Raw genomic sequence first — 16884 nt, 5'->3', positions numbered from 1 at the left:
TGTACGGGGCGAGGTGCCGACCGCCGCTCATCCTCTCACCCGCGGCTGCAAGAACGCCGAGGAGTTCGAGTTGGTGCGAGCGGTAGTGTCGGTCGCAAAGCGACGACGCCCAGTGCGGAGGTTTCCATGCCCGACGTTCCCAACCCGATGAACCCCTACGGGGGCCGCGACGACGACCGCGACGAGAACCGGAACAACGGTGACGGTCTCGAGGACATGCTGCGCAATCTCATGGGCGGCACCCCCGACGCTGGCATGGTCGACGCCCTGCGCCAGATGGGTCTGGGCAACATCGACCCTGCTCAGCTCGGCATGATGCAGGCCCAGTTCCAGGCCATGATGAGCGGCGACACCGGTTCTGCTTTCAACGAGCGCATGGCCGGTGACGTGGCCCGCCGCGTCGTCGCCGCTGAAGGTGACCCGAGCGTCCCCGCCTCGACGCAGAGCGATGTCGCCCAGGTGGCGCAGGTCGCCAACCTGTGGCTCGACGCCGTCACAGACTTCGCCGCGCCGAGCGCCCGCCCCCGCGCTCTGTCACGAAGCGAGTGGATCGAAGCGACGATGCCCACGTGGCGCAAGGTCGTCGAGCCGGTGGCCACCGGCGTCGGCAACGCCGTCTCCGACGCGATGATGAAACAGCTCGGTCAGATGGACGCCGGCGACCTCTCCCAGCTCGGCATCCCCGAGGGCATGCTGCCCGCGGGCTTCGACATCTCGAGCCTGTCGTCGCAGATGACGCCGATGCTCAAGCAGATGAGCAGTTCGATGTTCGGCATGCAGGTCGGCCAGGCCATCGGCGCTCTGGCCGGAGAAACAGTCACCGGCACCGAGGTTGGCCTGCCGCTCGTCACGCCGAACGCCGTGACGATCCTGCCCGGCAACGTCGCGTCGTTCGCCGACGGCCTCGGGGTCGACGCCGGAGAGGTGCACCTCTACCTCGCCGTGCGCGAAGCAGCCCGCGTCCGCCTCTACGAGCGTGTGCCGTGGTTGGGCGCCGCCCTCATCGCAGCCGTGCAGAGCTACGCCGGCGACATCCGCATCGACACCGAGGCCATCGAGGAGAAAGTGCGCGACATCGACCCCTCCGACGCCGAGGCGATGCAGGAGGCCCTCGCCGGCAACCTGTTCTCCCCCGAGCCGTCGCCGGAGCAGAAGCGCGCCCTCGCCCACCTCGAGACGCTGCTCGCGCTCGTCGAGGGCTGGGTCGACGTCGTCACCGACGAGGCCGTGCGCGGCCACCTGCCCAACGCCGCGGCCCTCTCCGAGGCCGTGCGCCGCCGTCGCGCGTCGGCCGGCCCGGCCGAGAAGACGTTCAGCTCACTCGTCGGGCTCGAACTGCGTCCGCGCCAGATGCGCGAGGCCGCCGACCTGTGGCGCAAGCTCGCCGAGGCGTCCGACGCGGCCACGCGTGACGAGGCGTGGGGTCACCCCGACTTCATCCCGACCGCGGACGACATCGCCGACCCGGAGAACTACATCGCCAAGCGCACCGGCGCCGAGGTGGCCGAGCCCGAGCGTGACGCCATGGACGACGAACTCGAAGCGCTGCTCACGCAGGGGCGCGCCGAGTGGGACGCCGACCGCGCCGATGACGCTCCTGGCGCGTCCACCGCCGGCGCGACCTCCGAAACGCCGGACTCCAGCGACACGAAGGCCGGCGGCCCCGACGCGCGGCCGAGCGGCGACGCCTCGGACCCGCGTCACGGTGCGGCAGAGAACCGCTCCGAGGGTGACGAAGACAAGGACGACGACGGAGACGACGCGCCTTCGGGTCCGTCCGACTCCGAGAAGTGAGCCCCGCCCACCAGGCAGGGCCCATGCCGGAGGGGTTCGTGCTCCTGCGCGACGACGCCCGCGCTGCGCTCACGGCGTGGCAGGCGCCGACTGACGCCTTGGAGGCGACGCGAGCGCGGATGCTCGACGTCCTCGAGGCCGAGCCGCAGTGCATGTGGCGCCACGGCGTGCGAACGCACTTCACGGCGTCACTCGTCGTACTCGACGCGTCGCTCGAACACGTGGCGTTGACGCTGCACGGCAAGGCGAAGCGGTGGTTCCAGTTCGGCGGGCACCTCGAAGCAGGCGACGCGAGCGTCCGCGACGCGGCGGCCCGCGAGGGGCGTGAGGAGTCAGGTCTCGGGGATCTCCTCGTGAGTAGCGACCTCGTCCAGGTCGACGCGCACGCGTTGCCGCCCGTCTTCGACTGGTGCCGTGAACACCTCGACCTGCGCTACGCCGCGATCGCCCGGAGCGGCGACCTCGTCATGAGTGACGAGTCGGACGACGTGCGGTGGTGGCCGGTCGACGCGTTGCCCGAGGGTACGGAAGAATCCCTCGTCGAAGCCATCCACCTGGCACGCGAGAACCTCTCCGCCCGAACCTGATTCGCCGACACGAAGCTCAGCCCGCCACCTCACGCGGAGGTGGCGGGCTGATGCGTTCGGGGCGTCAGCTGTGCGCCTCGGCATCGAGAGAGAAGGTCGCCGTGAGCCGGCGCAGGATGTTCTCCGCCTCGGCGACCGTACGCGTCACGATCTCGCCGGCGGGGACGATGTCGTGGATGAGGCCCTGCACCATGCCCGCCGTCCAGATACCGGCCTCGAGGTCGCCGTCCTCGTAGACCCTCTTGCCGCGCGACCCGGCAACGAGATCGCGAACGTCGGCGAATTCGCCTCCGTCCTCAAGGATCTGGACGACCTCGCGACTGATGCTGTTGCTCGCCACACGGGCCGTGTTGCGCAGCGGGCGGAAGATGAGTTCGGTGTCGCGCTCCGTGGCGTCGACGATCGCCTTCTTCACGCCGTCGGCGATGGGCGACTCGGTCGTGCACATGAACCGGGTGCCCATGTTGACGCCGTGCGCGCCGAGGGAGAGCGCCGCCGCGAGCCCGCGTCCGTCGGCGAAACCGCCCGAGGCGATGAACGGAATGCTGAGCGCGTCGGCGGTGGCGGGTACGAGCACGAGCCCCGTCACGTCGTCCTCGCCGGGGTGGCCCGCACACTCGAAGCCGTCGATGCTCACCGCGTCGACACCGATGCGCTCCGCCTTGAGCGCGTGCCGCACGCTCGTGCACTTGTGCACGACGCGGATGCCGGCGTCCTTCAGCTTGGGCATGAACGGCTCGGGGTTGGCGCCGGCCGTCTCGAGGATCGTCACGCCGGATTCGATGATCGCGTCGAGGTACTCCTCGTACGGCGGCGGGTTGATGCTCGGCAGGATCGTGAGGTTGACGCCGAACGGCCTGTCCGTGAGTTCACGCGCGGCCTCGATCTCCCGGACGAGCTCGGCCGGCGTCGGCTGGGTGAGGGCGGTGATGATGCCGAGGCCACCGGCCTCGGAGACCGCAGCTGCGAGGGGCGCCCGTCCGACGAACATCATGCCGCCCTGAACCACCGGGTGCTCGATGCCCAGAAGCTCGGTGAACCGTGTACGCATGCCTAGCAATTCCTCTCGTCGGGTACGTGCCCCCCAGCGTGCCCGAAAGCCGCGACCCACGAGGGTGAAGCCGGACGGTTTGGTCGACGCTGCCCACGACCCGAGATGCCCCGGGCGAGCTCTGAGCCCCGGGAGGAAGTGGTCAGCGCACGACCGAGGGCGCGTCGTCACCGGGCGACGACGTCGCGTGGGCATCGGTCGCGGCTCGCTCACTGTTGTCGTCGTCAAGGCCGTGCTGAGGCAGCGCATCGGCGGTGCGGCGTGCTCCGAACGACGCCCCCGCGAGATACGCCTGCGCCACATCGTGTTTCGGGTCGGCGCGAACGATGGTCTGGAACGCCACGCCGTGACCGCGTTCCACGAGGTGCGCCACCTCGTGCAGGAGCACGGCGTCGACGACGTAGGCGGGCATACCCACGATGGCGTCGGACAGGCGAATCGAACCGTCGGCGGGTGAGCAGGAGGCCCAGCGGCTCGTCATGTTCGAGACCCACCGCACCGACGAGGGGACCGGCGCGCCGGGAACGTACGTGCGGCTGAGCTGTGTCGCACGCTCCATGAGGGCGTCGTCGTTGCGCGCCGAGCGGCTCTTGCGCGTCACTCGCCGGACGAGATCCTCGACGGCGCGCCGCTCCTCCCGCGCCGACATCGAAGCAGGCGCCAACACGACGACGACACCGTCCTCGAAGCGCGCCTGAATGGTGCGCTTACGGCGGCTGCTACGGCGAATCTCCACGGGCTGGTCGTCGATCGTGAGGTGGGTGGGGCGCCGATCGCTCGAGCTGGTCATGACGTGAACGCTAGTGGAGAGTGCTGACAACGCTCCGGCTCCTGTCCACAACCGCGACGGCTGTGGACAACGGCGGACTCGCTTCCCGACACGCGAGGCACGCTGAGTCGACCAAGCCACGCCCAGGAGACGGTGGCCAGGCACGAGGAGCGAGCATGTCCCAGCCCAGCGGCACGACCCCCACCCCGCACGTCGCCGAACGGCGAGCTCTGCGCCACCTCGTGCCCGAGGACCCCGAGCGCTCGAGGCGCGCACCGGACGCGGCCGTCCGCGCGTGGCACGAGTTTGCCGAATCACTCGCCGCTCCCGTCCGGCGACCGTGCCGCGTTCTCGTCACCGGCCCCGATGCTCTCGTGCGCCCCGTCGTCTCCGTCGTAGCCGGCCTCGTCGACGCCGTCGGCGAGTGGGACGGACGGCGTCCCGTGCCCGCCCCCGACCTGCTCATCGGCGCTCTGCCGTGGCGCTACGAAGCGATCGGGGACGTGCCCGATCTGCCGGGGCCGTTGATCGGGCCTCGACCGGCCGTCCTTCCTCTGGCCTTCACCTCACGCACCGTCACGGTCGGCCCCGTCGCGGGCGCCGGTGGGCCGTGTCCCGACTGCGTCCACCCCGCCTTCGCCGCGGCAACGGTCAGACCGGAGACTCCGGTCGCTCCGGCGCTGCACGCCTTCGCTGCCGGGGCCGCCGGCCTGTTCGTCCGCTCGTTCACGGCGTCGAACGTCAACGCCCTTTCGATGAGCCTGACCTTCGACATCGCGGCGCCCCAGGTGGAGCACCGCCTCTGGTCGTGCACCGCCTCGTGCCGCCGGGCGGCCTGAGCCCGCTCGGACACAGACCGCCGCGGTCACCGGTGACGGCATCACGCCGCGTTCTTGCGGGGGCGGCCGCGCGGACGCTTGCGCGGCACGACGACGCCGCGCTCGAACAGCTCACCGCCCCAGACGCCCCACGGTTCCTCGCGCTCCTTGGCACCGGCCAGGCACGCCCGCACGACGGGGCAGGTGCTGCACAGAGCCTTGGCGAACTCGACGTCGGCAGGCTGCTGCGCGAACCACAGTTCCGGGTCGGCGGTGGCGCAGGGAGTCTCTACCTGGGTCACCGCCACGGGTATGAGGTCTTCGAACAATGCGGTCATGGTGTTCCTCGCTTCACGGATGACGCCCGCTCATCGGGCGATGTGTCTCGGGCGGGTCCACCGGCTCGACGTGTCGACATCTCATCGACACGAAAGAAGCCGCGGACCCGGGTTTCGGATCTCGCGGCTTCGCTTCGAAGGCTGATGTGTGACTACACCAGACCCCCGAGCGGATGCGGGGAGAACCGAGAAAGGTGGGGACGACGCTTGCCGAAGCCGCGCGCACCGGCGGAAGCGATGTTCGGCTTCTGTGCGGCGACGACGCCGGTGCGCTCAGCGCCGGCGTGGCCCAGGGCAGACGGGTACCCCGAAAGATCGAAGGTGAAACCCGTACCGCAGGCCTCGCGGGCAGCGCGCAGGGAGGCGGACGACGTCATCGTGGTGATGATGTCCATGAGGCACCTCCCTGGTCGGTCCGCTCGGCGAGCGGAGCTTTCTCGGTTCTACTCACGCGAATGCGAGGCATCCGCCGTGATGTGAGAACACAGTAGTCGGGCCGTCGAGAAGCGGGCAACCGAATTAACGGGGAGATTTCTCGCGGCCCCGAAATCCGCGTCAGGCCGGGTCGAACTCCCCGAACGCGCTCGGCGATTCGACCTCTGCCTCCGGGTCGGCGCCGGCGAGGACTGCGAGCACGGACGCGCCGTATTTCGTCACCTTCGAGGTGCCCACACCGGAGATGGCACGCAGCCCCGCCGGCGTCGTCGGACGCGTCTCGGCGATGGCGACGAGCGTCGCATCGGTGAAGATGACGAAGGCTGGCACCTTGTCGCGCTGCGCGGCGCCACGTCGCCACGTCTTGAGCGCCTCGAACTGCCCCTCGTCGTAGGTGGCCGGGCATTCGGAGCAGCGCCCGATCTTGCGCTCGGCGGCCGTGTCGAGATCGCGGCCACAGGTGCGGCACTTCGCCGCCTTGAGCGGCTTGCTCGTCCGGGTGCTGCGAGCGCCCGGACGGCGCGCAGCGGCCGCTCCTTCCAGTACCGAACCGGTGCCGTCGAGGAAACGGGACGGCGAACGGGTGGCCCGTCCGCCCTCGTGACGGGCCAGCGCGAAGCTCAGGGAGAGGTTCTTGCGCGCTCGCGTGATGCCGACGTACATGAGGCGTCGTTCCTCCTCGATCGCCTCGGGCGTCGTGGCCATCATGATCGGCAGCAGCCCGTCGCTCGCACCGGCTAAGAAGACCGAATCCCACTCCAGCCCCTTGGCCGAGTGCAGGGAGGCGAGCGTGATGCCCTCGACCTTCGGCGCGTGTTGTTCCGCGGCCCGACGGTCGAGTTCGGCGACGAACTGACGCACCTGGGCCCCGGGCACGGTGCGTGCGACGTCCTTGCTCAGTTCCACGAGCGACTGCAGCGATTCCCACCGCTCGCGGGTGGCCCCGGCAGCCGGCGGATGTGGCGACCACCCGGCGCCCATGAGGACGTCGGCGACGGTGTCGGGCAGGGGCTTGGAGCCGTCGTCGCTACGCGCTGCACCGCGCAGCAGGAGGATGCCCCGACGGACCTCCTCACGGTTGAAGTACCGCTCGCCCCCGCGGATCTGGTACGGCACGCCGGCATCCGCGAGTGCCGTCTCGAAGGCCTCGGACTGGGCGTTGGTGCGGAAGAGGATGGCGATGGTGCTCGGCTTCTCCCCTGCCTTGAGGAGGGCGCGGATGTCCTCCACGACGCCGCGCGCCTCGGCCGCATCGTCGGGGTAGGTGACGAGGTGCGGCGTCGTGCCGGACCCGCGCTGGGCCTGGAGCGTCACGCTGCCGAACGCGCGGTCGGCCTTCTTCATCACCTCGTTGGCGAGCGTGACGATCTGCGGCGTCGAGCGATAGTTGCGCACGAGTTCGACGCGCTTCGCGCCCTCGAACTTCGACGCGAACGTGCGCAGATGACTGGGCGATGCGCCGGTGAACGAGTAGATCGTCTGGGCCGGGTCGCCCACGACGCACAGGTCCTTGCGCTCGCCGAGCCACAGCGACAGCAGGTGCTGTTGGACGGCGTTGACGTCCTGGTACTCGTCGACGATGAAGTGGCGATACTGATCGCGCACGGTGCGGGCGATGTCCTCGCGCTCGGCGAGGATGCCGGTCATGAGCAGCAGCACGTCCTCGAAGTCGATGACGTTGCGCGCGGACTTCACGTCCTCGTACGCGTCGAGCAGCCGCGCCATGGCCGTCAGGTCGAGGTCGGCCGGCTGACGTCCGGCTCGTCGAGCGGCGACGGGGTAGGTCTCCGGAGTGAGCATCGAGACCTTGGCCCACTCGATCTCGGAGGCCACGTCACGCAGGGCAGTGCGGTCCATCTGCAGGCGCAGGCGCCCGGCGGCCTCGCCGACGATGCTGCCCTTCGTCTTGATCACCTCGGGGGCGCCTCCACCGATGGCCTGGGGCCAGAAGTACTGCAACTGCTTGAGGGCCGCCGAGTGAAAGGTGCGGGCCACGACCTGTGGGACGCCGAGGTCGCGCAGTCGCGTGCGCATCTCACCGGCCGCCCGGGCCGTGAACGTGACCGCCAGGGTGCGCTGGCCGACGAGCGCACCGGAGTGGACGCCGTAGGCGATGCGGTGCGTGATGGCGCGGGTCTTGCCGGTGCCGGCACCCGCGAGCACGACCATGGGGCCGAGCGGGTTCGCGGCCACCTCGCGCTGCCCCGGGTCGAGCCCTTCGAGTACCGCGTCGGCATTCATCGCCCCTGGGGAGACGGAGCTCACGCGGCGCCCCCTTCGACGCCGTCGGGCAACTCGGCGCCGTACCAGTGCTCGATGAGGGAGCGAGCGATCGAGATGCGCCCCGGCAACCGCAGCGTGCCCTCGGCGAGGCCGCGCTCGATGTCGGCGCGCGAGTACCAGCCGATCTCCTCGATCTCGCCGTCCTCCGGTGTCAGCGCTGTCGTGCGAGCCGTGGCGACGAAACCGATCATGAGTGAGGCCGGGAACGGCCACGGCTGGTTACCGAGGTAGCGCACGTCGTCGACGACGACCCCGGATTCCTCGAAGGTCTCCCGTGCGACGGCGGCCTCGAACGATTCGCCGGGTTCGACGAAGCCCGCGAGCACCGATCGGTGCGGGCCCTTCCAGCGCGGCCCCCGGGCGAGCAGGATGCGCTCGTCGTCCCGGCCCTCACCGGGGTGGACGACGGCCATGATGACGGCGGGGTCCGTGCGCGGGAAGTGCAACGACTCGTCGTTCGGGCAATAACGCACCCATCCCGCCTGACGCGGCAACGTGGCGCCACCGCAACGCGGGCAGTGCCCGTGCGTGGCGTGCCAGTGCGAGAGCGCAACGGCCGTCGTCAGGGCCGCCAGGTCGTCGTGGTCGAGGTCGAGGGCCACATGACGGAGCGTGAGCAGATCCTCGCGGGAGTCGTCGGCCGGGCGCAGAAGCGCGAGGCGAGCAGACTCATCCGCGCGCCCCAGGTAGAGCACGACACCCTCGTTCTCGTACCAGTCGAGGTCGGCTGCGGAGGGCGCCCGCCACCCGAGCGCACGCCCGTCCAGCGCCGTGCGGTCACCGAAGACCTCGAGCACCTTCGTCGAGGCGTCCTGCAGCAGCCCCCGGACGAAACCGTGCCCGGCGCGGGCCGCTGCGTCACGGTCGATCTCCGACGACGCAAGCAGGAGATTCGGCAAAGAAGGCGTGGCGTCGGGCATGCCTCCCAGCGTAGGCCGCGGGTCCGACATACGGTGAAGGGGTGTTGCGCTCCCCCGTCCTTCTCGCTGCCCTCGCCGACGCTGCCGTGCCCGGCATCCGCCCCGTCAAGGTCGAAGGTCTCGCCGTGCCTGCCGGCGCGGTCTACCAGAGCGCCCACGTCACCGGCCAGGACGGCCGTGTCTGGGTGGTGCGCTCGGCCCTGACGGGTGCCGCGGGTGCCGAACTCGCTGCCTCGGACGCGCTCGTCCAGCTCCTCGACCGCCGCCTTGCGTTCGACCTTCCGCGGGTCGAGGGCTCGGCCCGCCCCAAGGAAGGGCCCGCGGTCGCCGTCTACGCCCAGCCACGCGGTAACGCCCTGGAGTGGAACGACCTGCAGGGACGCACCGCGGCGGCGCGCGCCGTGGGTGTCGCCCTCGCGAAGCTTCACGACGTCGATCCGCGTGTTGTCGAGGAAGCCGGGCTTCCGAGCTACGACGCCGAGACCTACCGCCAGCGTCTGCTGGCCGATCTCGATCGCGCGGCTGACACCAAGCGCGTACCGTCTGCGCTGCTTTCCCGCTGGGAAGAGGCTCTCGAGGCGCCCGAGCTCTGGCGTTTCTCCACGTGCGTGACGCACGGCCCGCTGCGCGGTGAGGACGTTCTCGTCGACGAGGGTGAGGTCAGCGCGATCACCGGGTGGGAGCACGCCGGCGTGGCGGACCCGGCCCGAGACTTCTCCCTCCTGTGGACACACGCCCCGCAACAGGCGTTCGACACCGCCTTCGAGGCGTACGCCGCCGAGCGCTCCGACCGCCCCGACAGCTACCTCGAACGACGCATCCGCCTCATGGGCGAGATGGAGCTCGCCTACGCACTGCTCGCGAGCCGCACGATGGGCGAAGAGGAACTGGTCGAGTACCACGCGGAAGCTCTCGAAGAGCTCGCTTTCGACGTGGAGGACGACACGAGCCTCGTTCCGCCGCCGCGCCGTGCAGGCATCGAGCCGATCGACCTCGAAGCTCCTCTCGACCCCGCCGACATCGAGTCGGTCGGCGAGGGCGACCTCGCCCCGGATGACGATCTCACCGTGGAGATTCCGGTGCGGGTGGCCCGCGCCGAGGGCCACGCCCCGGCCGAGGACGGAGCCACCTCCACGGGTGCCACCCGCGTGGACGCCGACACCCCGAAGACCCGCCTGCCACAACGCGAAAGCTGAGCTCGCTCGGCTTCCGTCACCCCTCGGTGGCGGTGACGAGCAACTCCTCGATCTCACGCTGGGTCTGCATCGGCGGGCGGTACGTCTCTCCGCTCGCGGCGTAGAAGAACGCCCCGTCGACCATGGCCGGGTCGAGCCCCTTGAGGCGCGCGTACGCGAGGGCGTACGTGGCGAGCTGAAGGCTGCGATGGCGCAACGTCGCGGCGTCCGGGCGGGCGCCTGTCTTCCAGTCGACGACGGTGACGCCACCGTCGGCGCGCGCGAAGACGGCGTCGATGCGACCGCGAATGGCGTAGCCCGCCACGACCGTTTCGACGGAGACCTCGAGATCGAGCGGGGTGCGCGCGGCCCACTCGCTCGCGAGGAAGTTCTCCTTCAGGCGCGGCAGGGCGTCATCGGTGGCCGGTTCCTCGTCGAAGAATCCGGGCAGCTCGTCGACATCGACGAGCGCAGCCGAGCCGTAGTGCTGCTCGACCCAGGCGTGGAACGCCGTACCGCGGCGCGCGGCGACCGCCGGCTCGCTCGGCATGGGCCGACGCAGGCGCCGCGCGAACGTGGCCGGATCGCTCGCGAGCGCGACGACGGCCGAGGCCGACAGGTGGGAGGGAAGCACGACCGAACGATCCTCACGCCGACGCTCACGAGCGCGCTCTGCGAGAAGGAGTTCGACCTCGAGGTCGCGGTCCTCCGGGGTGCCTTCGAGCGGCAGGCCGGCCTGACCCGGTGCTTCGAGGTCCTCGCCCTCGGAGAGACGTTCGCGCGCCTGCTCGACGAGGCGGGCACCAGGCGTCATGGCTGCGCGGTGCTCGGCCATCGCGTCGACGGGCCAGATGACCTCGTGCGCGTTCTCCTCGAGGGGGTTCGTCGGAGGTTTTCCGTCGACGAGCGTGGGCGGCATCGGCGACCACTGCAGCACCTCGGCGAGGTCGGCGGCGATCACCTCCTCGAGGAAGCTCGACGCCAACCGCGGCGACTTGCTCCCGCTCGTCCACGGCGCAGTGGTGAGGAGCATCTCCGAGCGAGCGCGGGTGAACGCGACGTACGCCAGGCGCCGTTCCTCGACACGCTCGTGAGCCTGGCCCGCCTCCCGGTAGACGCCGTAACGGTCGTTGAGGTCGTCCGAGTCAGCGGCGGCTCGCCAGTCGAACGCGGGAAGGCCCACTCGGTCGCCGCGCAGGTCGTACGGGATGCTCGCGAGGCCCGAGAGCCAACCCTTGACCTTGTGCTGCGAGAAGGCCCACTCGTCGCCGGCCGCCTGCGTTCGCCCGTCGAGCCCGGGGAAGGACCCCTCGACGAGGCCGGGCACGGCGACGACATCCCACTCGAGGCCCTTGGCGGCGTGCACGGTGAGCACCTGAACGGCCCGGGGGTTCACCTCGATGGCCGGCATTTCTAGGCCACGTTCCTCCTCACGTGCAGCATCGAGCCAGTCGAGGAACCCTCCGAGCGTGGGACGCTCCGCCTGCGCCGAGAAGGTACCGGCGACGTCGGCGAACGCGTCGAGGTGAGCACGCGCCGTCGACGGATCGTGCCCCGGCCGCGCGAGCACCTCGATGTCGAGTCCGAGCACTCGCTCGGCCTCTCCCACGAAGTCGGCCAGCGGCAAACCGGTGAGCAGACGAAGTCGGTTCAAGGAGGTATGAAAGCCCGCCAGCCGAGCCAACGCCTCCGGCGAGAAGCGCTCGTCGTCCCGCCCACGCCACGATTCGTCTGGCAGTTCACCGATGGCTTCGACGAGGCTGATGTCGTCGCGGGTGCCTTCGGCGAGATCTGCCTCCCGGCGCGCCACCGGCGCGATCAGACCCGGTGACGCCTCGCCCTCCGAACGGCCCGGGGACTGGCCCTCCCCTGCGCTGCCGGCGGATTCGGCGGCACGCGCGAGCGCTGCAGCGGCCTCCTCGCGCTGACGCTCGTGCAGTTCACGGGCCCACGTGCCGAGGGCGTCGAGGTCGGCCGGGCCCAGGCGCATGGCCGGACCGGTGAGCAGCCGCATGAGGTGATCACCTCGACCCGGATCGTCGACGACCCAGAGCATCGAGACGAGATCGACGACCTCGGGGGTCTGCAACAAGCCACCCAGGCCGACGGCTTCGGCCGGGATGCCCTCGGCGTCGAGGGCTTCGAGAACCGGGACGAACTGAGAGCGCTTGCGGCACAGGACGGCTGCTGTTCGCTCGTGCCCGTCGGCACTGACGACGGCACGTCGTTCCGCGATCCACCGCGCGACGTAGCGCGCCTCCTCGACATCCGTCTCGAGGCGGGCCGCCTGCACGGTGCCCGGCCCGGCGTCAGGACGCGCACGCAGCGGCTCGACCGGAACACGGGAAGCCTGGGTGAGGGGCGCCGCCACGACGTTGGCCACATCGAGGACGGCCTGGTCGTTGCGCCACGACGTCGACAGCGACGCCACCGGCGTCACGTCCTCACCCGGCAGAGCGAACTCCTGACGGAACGAGGCGAGCGTCGTGGCACTCGCGCCACGCCAACCGAAGATCGACTGGTGCGGGTCACCGACGGCGATGACGCCGGGACGCTGCTCACCGCGCGCGAAGACCGAGGCGAGGAAACTGATCTGCGCGGCACTCGTGTCTTGGAACTCGTCGAGCAGCACCGCGCGGTAACGCAGACGCTCCCCCTCCCCGATCTGCTCGAAGCGCTCCGCCAATCGCGCCGCGAAGGCGATCTGGTCGGAGAAGTCGAGGGCCGAGCGTTCGGCCTTCAGCCGCGTATAACCCTCGACGAGCGGAAGCAGTTGAAGATGCCCCTTGGCCTTGATCCGCAGCGCCTTTCCAGCGTCTCCCAGGCTGCGCTTGCGGGGTGCGTACGGGATCGTTTCGAGGCCTGCGAGCAGGCCCTCGTAGTAGGCGCGCAGATCGTCGACGTCGCGCTGGTGTTCCTTGAGTTCGCCGCTCGTGGCGAGAACCCCCGCGCTGACGCTCGCTTCACCCACCGTGATGTCGGACATGTCGCCGTCCCACGAGGCCACGACCTCGTGGGCGAACTGCCAGGATGCCGACTCGGAGAGCATCCGGGAGTCGGGTTCGATGCCGAGGCGCAGCCCGTGTTCGCTCACGATGCGCCCGGCGTAGGCGTTGTAGGTGGAAACGGTGGGCGCCTCGCCGAGGCCTTCGGTGCCGTCCTCGTCGGCCTGTGGCTTCCACAGCCCGCTCGCCTCGAGCAGGCGCAGGCGCTGCCCGATGCGCTCGGCGAGCTCACCCGCTGCCTTACGCGTGAAGGTGAGCCCGAGAATCTGCGCAGGACGCACGATGTCGTTCGCCACGAGCCACACGACGCGTGAGGCCATCGTGTCGGTCTTGCCCGAGCCCGCACCTGCCACGACGAGCAGGGGCTCGAGCGGAGCCTCGATGACGGCCTTCTGCTCGGGCGTGTGCCGGTAGCGCCCCAAGGCGTCCGCGATCTCGTCCGCGCTGACGTACCGCCGACCGTTCGACGTAGCCGTGGCGGGCTCGGTGGGGATGTCGCTCACAGCGTGCGTCCTTCCGGCTGGAGAGGGCAGGAACTCTTGACCGGGCAGATCGTGCATCCCGGGTTGATGGCGGCGCGGAACGTAGCCGCGCCCATCCCGTCGGCGGTGCGTTCCATGAGGTCGCGCGCCCAGGCGCTCGTTCCGACGGAGGCTTCGGTCGAAGCCTCGTCCCCGGCCGGATCCTGGCGGGATTCGTCGGCCACGAGGGGCGGTTGCACCTGGAGCTTGGCGGGACTTCGGCTGCTGTCGCCCGCGGCTTTGCCGAGCTGAACGAGTGCGGCGCCGCCGCTCGTCACGCCCGGACCGAAGGCTCCCGCTTCGAGCGCGGCCTGGTAGGCGGCCAGCTGCGGGTGCGCCGCCACCTCGGCATCGTTGGGCTTGGACCCGCCCGTCTTGTAGTCGATGATGCGCAGGCCGCGGCCGTCGTGGCTCTCCAGCCGGTCGACCATGCCGGAGATCTTGGCCCGGCCGATGACGGCACTGAAGGGCCGCTCGACTCCGGCGCCGGACCAACCGTCTGCCTTCGCGTCGGCGAGATAGCCCTCGAGCCGGCCGATCATGCCACTCGTTCGTTCCTTGGCGACCCTCGCCAGCCAGGTTTGGCCGAGCCCGAGACGTGGCCAGCGTTCGTCGAGCGCGGCCTGCATCGCGGTGGGATCGGTGTCGGCGAACTCCTGCGCGATCTCGTGGACGAGGGTGCCGATGGTGCTTGCTCCGATCGAAGGGCCGAAGGCACCGTTCGTCGTGAGCAGCCAGTTGAGCGAACAGCGGTGGAAGCTCTCCACCTTGGACGGGCTCACCCGCACGACGCTCTCAGGGGCGCGCACCGGTCGGTCGTCGGACTGGGCGACGAGGGCCCACCAACTGCTCGGGTCAGCGCCCGGAACACCGGCTGCGGCGAGGCGGGCGAGGCGCCGGGAGGCTTCGTCTCGTTCGATCTCGTCGGTGGAGGCGAGCATCCGGCGCGCCTCCGCCACGACACCCGCCAACGTCATGGGGCGTGCCACCGAGGTGAACTCGCGCAAGGCGTCCGCTCCGGCCGACGTGGTGAGCGGGTCGACGATGTCGAGGTAGACGCTCGGCTGTTCGTCGTCGTCACGAACCGCTGTGACGAGGAGGTTCTCGCGCGCGCGGCTGACCGCCATGGCGAACTGCCGTGTCTCGTCGTACCGCACAGCGGCCTGACGCGCGGCCAGCGAACGGCCACGGCCCGCGAGGATGTCGACGAGTTCCTCCGAGCCGAGGACCGAACCACGCAGCCGAAGGTCCGGCCAGACGCCCTCCTGAACCCCGGCGACGACGACGGTGTGCCACTCGCGTCCGGCCGCGCCGGCCGGCGTGAGCAGCGCGACGGCGTCGTCGTCCGGCGCCGCCGCGACGAGGCGGTCACCGGGAACGTCCTGGCCGCGCACGTGGTCGAGGAAGTCGCGTACCGCGGCGCCGGGCAACCGGTCGGCGTACGTGGCCGCTGCCCCGAAGAGCGCGACGACGGCGTCGAGGTCACGGTCGGCCCGGGTACCTGCGACGCCACCGCTGAGGGCGTTCGCCTCCCACGGCTCGGCGAGGCCACTGGCCTGCCACATGGCCCACAGCACGTGCTCCGCGTCGCCGGACTCACCGGATTGGGCGAACGCGGCTCGTCCAGCGTCGAGGACACGCGCCACCCGACGAGCCGGCGTGCCCTCCGGGCCGAGCGACGCGAGCAGGACGGGCTCGAACAGCGCAGCCCCGAGAAGTTCGTCGGACGTACGAGCACCGCCGAGTGCCAGTTCCTCGCGCCGCAGCGCACGCCGCAGCCGCCGCAGGACGACCGGATCCGCCCCGCCGAGCGGGGAGGTGAGCAGATCGAGCGCGAGGTCACCGGGCACCGTCTCTTCCCCCGCAGTGACGAGGTCGAGGGCGGCCAGGAAAGGACGTACCGCCGGTTCGTCCCGCAGCGCGAGTGAGGCGGGCGGGATGGCGACGGGAACCTTGGCGGCATTGAGCGCCCGACGCAGCGCCGTGGTCATGCCGGAGCCGCGCACGATGACCGCCATGTCGCGCCAGGCCACCCCGTCGACGAGGTGGGAGCGGCGCAACGTACCGGCGATGTGCGCTGCCTCCTGCGAGGCACTACGCAGCAATGCGACGTCGACCTGACCGCCCGGTCGCGTGGTGACGCTGCGGTGCGCCGCACCGTCGACCGCACCGATACGGGCGCTGACGCGTTCGCGGACGGCCGCCAGGGCACGCGGCGCGCGATGCCCCACGCCGAGCGTGAGACGCCGCGTGGCGCCGTGATCCTCGGCGACCTCGGCCATGTAGCGCGGGTCGGCTCCCCGGAAGCCCTGCACCGTGACGTCCGGGTCTCCGATGAGCACGAGTCGTTGCGTTGGCCCGACGAGCGTTCGGAGGAAGACGACGCCTGCGCGGGTGAGCTCCTGCGCATCGTCGACGACGACGAGGGAGAACTGCGAGCGGTACTGGGCGAGCAGGTCGTCGTTCGAGCGGAGCGCCTCGGCGGCCGCGCCGAGGATCCACGCCGGGTCGAACGCCCCGGGGCGCGACAGCGCCGTGACGTCGTCGTACTCGTCGAGGACGCTCGCCGCGGCACACCACTCGGGTCGGCCGTGCTCGTGGCCCAGTGCCACCAGCTCGTCCGACGAAAGGCCCCACTCCACGGCACGCATGAGCAGGTCACGCAGTTCGTTGCGCAGGCCGCGGGTGGGCAGTGCCTCGCTCAGATCGGCGGGCCAGTTCGGCACACGGCCCAGCCCGGCGCGGTGTCCCGCGAGCAACTCCTTGATCACCACGTCCTGCTCCGGCCCGGCGAGCAGCCGCGGCGCGGGAAGCCCCTCAAGAGCGGCGCGGGCGCGCAGGATGCCGAAGGCGAGCGCCTGCGGCGTTCGGGCGATCGGTTCGCTCGATGTGCCTCCGACGCGCGTGGTCACCCTGGCCCGCAGCTCACCGGCGAGCGTGCGCGTGGGCGAGAGCAGAACGCAGGCGTCCGGGGCCAGGCCGTCGCGGACCGCCTGAGCCACGAGTTCCACCGCGAGCGTCGACTTGCCCGTACCCGGCGCACCCACGACGTGCAGCACTCGGTCGTCCGCGTCGAGCACCGCCTGCTGTGTCGCATCGAACAGCATCGCGGCCGCGGGGTCGCCGCCGGGTGTGGCGCGCAGCATCGAGCGGAGCTGGAGCGGTGGCGTCGGCATGTGCGTCATCCC

The 16884-nt window shown here is 70.7% G+C and carries 12 protein-coding genes; 4 read left to right on the top strand and 8 right to left on the bottom strand.

All coding sequences use genetic code 11. The features are described 5' to 3' along the window. Nucleotides 1–126 precede the first annotated feature (126 nt). Both K9D12_RS11345 and K9D12_RS11340 read left to right on the top strand, forming a co-directional pair. Nucleotides 127–1794: a zinc-dependent metalloprotease gene (locus K9D12_RS11345; protein WP_225911203.1), complete on the top strand. Its 1668-nt coding sequence runs from the start codon at nucleotides 127–129 to the stop codon at nucleotides 1792–1794. A gap of 23 nt (nucleotides 1795–1817) precedes the next feature. Then, nucleotides 1818–2381, top strand: a complete 564-nt coding sequence (locus K9D12_RS11340) for an NUDIX hydrolase (RefSeq protein ID WP_223060264.1) — start codon at nucleotides 1818–1820, stop codon at nucleotides 2379–2381. A 64-nt stretch (nucleotides 2382–2445) separates the two neighbouring features. Here K9D12_RS11340 and K9D12_RS11335 read toward each other — a convergent pair whose 3' ends face one another. Then, the gene (locus K9D12_RS11335; protein WP_047310290.1) at nucleotides 2446–3432 is read right to left on the bottom strand and encodes a nitronate monooxygenase family protein; all 987 of its coding nucleotides are present in this window, start codon (nucleotides 3430–3432) and stop codon (nucleotides 2446–2448) included. 142 nt (nucleotides 3433–3574) lie between these two features. Further along, complete coding sequence (locus K9D12_RS11330; protein WP_197078911.1) at nucleotides 3575–4222, bottom strand: M48 family metallopeptidase; 648 nt, start codon at nucleotides 4220–4222, stop codon at nucleotides 3575–3577. A 155-nt stretch (nucleotides 4223–4377) separates the two neighbouring features. On the opposite strand from K9D12_RS11330, the gene K9D12_RS11325 reads away from it, so the two are divergent. Further along, entirely contained in the window at nucleotides 4378–5040 is a 663-nt protein-coding gene (locus K9D12_RS11325) for a hypothetical protein (protein ID WP_047310291.1), read from the top strand. 41 nt (nucleotides 5041–5081) lie between these two features. Here the strand turns inward: K9D12_RS11325 and K9D12_RS11320 are convergent, their stop codons facing one another. The 4 genes from K9D12_RS11320 to nudC form a co-directional block, all read right to left on the bottom strand. Continuing rightward, nucleotides 5082–5357, bottom strand: coding sequence for a WhiB family transcriptional regulator (locus tag K9D12_RS11320; protein WP_223060263.1), 276 nt, complete (start codon nucleotides 5355–5357; stop codon nucleotides 5082–5084). A gap of 152 nt (nucleotides 5358–5509) precedes the next feature. Continuing rightward, complete coding sequence (locus K9D12_RS11315) at nucleotides 5510–5752, bottom strand: hypothetical protein (protein WP_223060262.1); 243 nt, start codon at nucleotides 5750–5752, stop codon at nucleotides 5510–5512. Nucleotides 5753–5912: 160 nt separating this feature from the next. Further along, the gene (locus K9D12_RS11310) at nucleotides 5913–8033 is read right to left on the bottom strand and encodes an ATP-dependent DNA helicase UvrD2 (RefSeq protein ID WP_223060282.1); all 2121 of its coding nucleotides are present in this window, start codon (nucleotides 8031–8033) and stop codon (nucleotides 5913–5915) included. Nucleotides 8034–8053: 20 nt separating this feature from the next. Next, on the bottom strand, nucleotides 8054–8995 hold the full coding sequence (gene nudC / locus K9D12_RS11305; protein ID WP_223060261.1) for an NAD(+) diphosphatase: 942 nt from the start codon (nucleotides 8993–8995) through the stop codon (nucleotides 8054–8056). Nucleotides 8996–9036: 41 nt separating this feature from the next. Here nudC and K9D12_RS11300 point away from each other — a divergent pair, with 41 nt between their 5' ends. Further along, nucleotides 9037–10191, top strand: a complete 1155-nt coding sequence (locus K9D12_RS11300; RefSeq protein WP_223060260.1) for a phosphotransferase — start codon at nucleotides 9037–9039, stop codon at nucleotides 10189–10191. 16 nt (nucleotides 10192–10207) lie between these two features. On the opposite strand, the gene K9D12_RS11295 is transcribed toward K9D12_RS11300, so the two are convergent. Both K9D12_RS11295 and K9D12_RS11290 read right to left on the bottom strand, forming a co-directional pair. After that, nucleotides 10208–13678 (bottom strand): ATP-dependent helicase, encoded by a 3471-nt coding sequence (locus K9D12_RS11295; RefSeq protein WP_370633499.1) that lies wholly within the window; start codon nucleotides 13676–13678, stop codon nucleotides 10208–10210. Beyond that, nucleotides 13675–16872: an ATP-dependent DNA helicase gene (locus tag K9D12_RS11290; protein ID WP_225911202.1), complete on the bottom strand. Its 3198-nt coding sequence runs from the start codon at nucleotides 16870–16872 to the stop codon at nucleotides 13675–13677. Before K9D12_RS11290 ends, K9D12_RS11295 begins: the two co-directional genes overlap by 4 nt. Nucleotides 16873–16884: the final 12 nt, after the last annotated feature.

Source organism: Dermacoccus sp. Tok2021, assembly GCF_019895135.1.
GTDB lineage: Bacteria > Actinomycetota > Actinomycetes > Actinomycetales > Dermatophilaceae > Dermacoccus > Dermacoccus abyssi.
The sequence above is the reverse complement of the archived record's forward strand: the minus strand, read 5'-3'. Positions and strand labels throughout refer to the sequence as shown.

What these genes read in the sequence shown, in the direction of transcription:
- K9D12_RS11345 (WP_225911203.1), top strand. Translation starts at nt 127, where the DNA reads ATGCCCGACGTTCCCAACCCGATGAACCCCTACGGGGGCCGCGACGAC.
- K9D12_RS11340 (WP_223060264.1), top strand. Translation starts at nt 1,818, where the DNA reads ATGCCGGAGGGGTTCGTGCTCCTGCGCGACGACGCCCGCGCTGCGCTC.
- K9D12_RS11335 (WP_047310290.1), bottom strand. Translation starts at nt 3,432, where the DNA reads ATGCGTACACGGTTCACCGAGCTTCTGGGCATCGAGCACCCGGTGGTT.
- K9D12_RS11330 (WP_197078911.1), bottom strand. Translation starts at nt 4,222, where the DNA reads ATGACCAGCTCGAGCGATCGGCGCCCCACCCACCTCACGATCGACGAC.
- K9D12_RS11325 (WP_047310291.1), top strand. Translation starts at nt 4,378, where the DNA reads ATGTCCCAGCCCAGCGGCACGACCCCCACCCCGCACGTCGCCGAACGG.
- K9D12_RS11320 (WP_223060263.1), bottom strand. Translation starts at nt 5,357, where the DNA reads ATGACCGCATTGTTCGAAGACCTCATACCCGTGGCGGTGACCCAGGTA.
- K9D12_RS11315 (WP_223060262.1), bottom strand. Translation starts at nt 5,752, where the DNA reads ATGGACATCATCACCACGATGACGTCGTCCGCCTCCCTGCGCGCTGCC.
- K9D12_RS11310 (WP_223060282.1), bottom strand. Translation starts at nt 8,033, where the DNA reads ATGAATGCCGACGCGGTACTCGAAGGGCTCGACCCGGGGCAGCGCGAG.
- nudC (WP_223060261.1), bottom strand. Translation starts at nt 8,995, where the DNA reads ATGCCCGACGCCACGCCTTCTTTGCCGAATCTCCTGCTTGCGTCGTCG.
- K9D12_RS11290 (WP_225911202.1), bottom strand. Translation starts at nt 16,872, where the DNA reads ATGCCGACGCCACCGCTCCAGCTCCGCTCGATGCTGCGCGCCACACCC.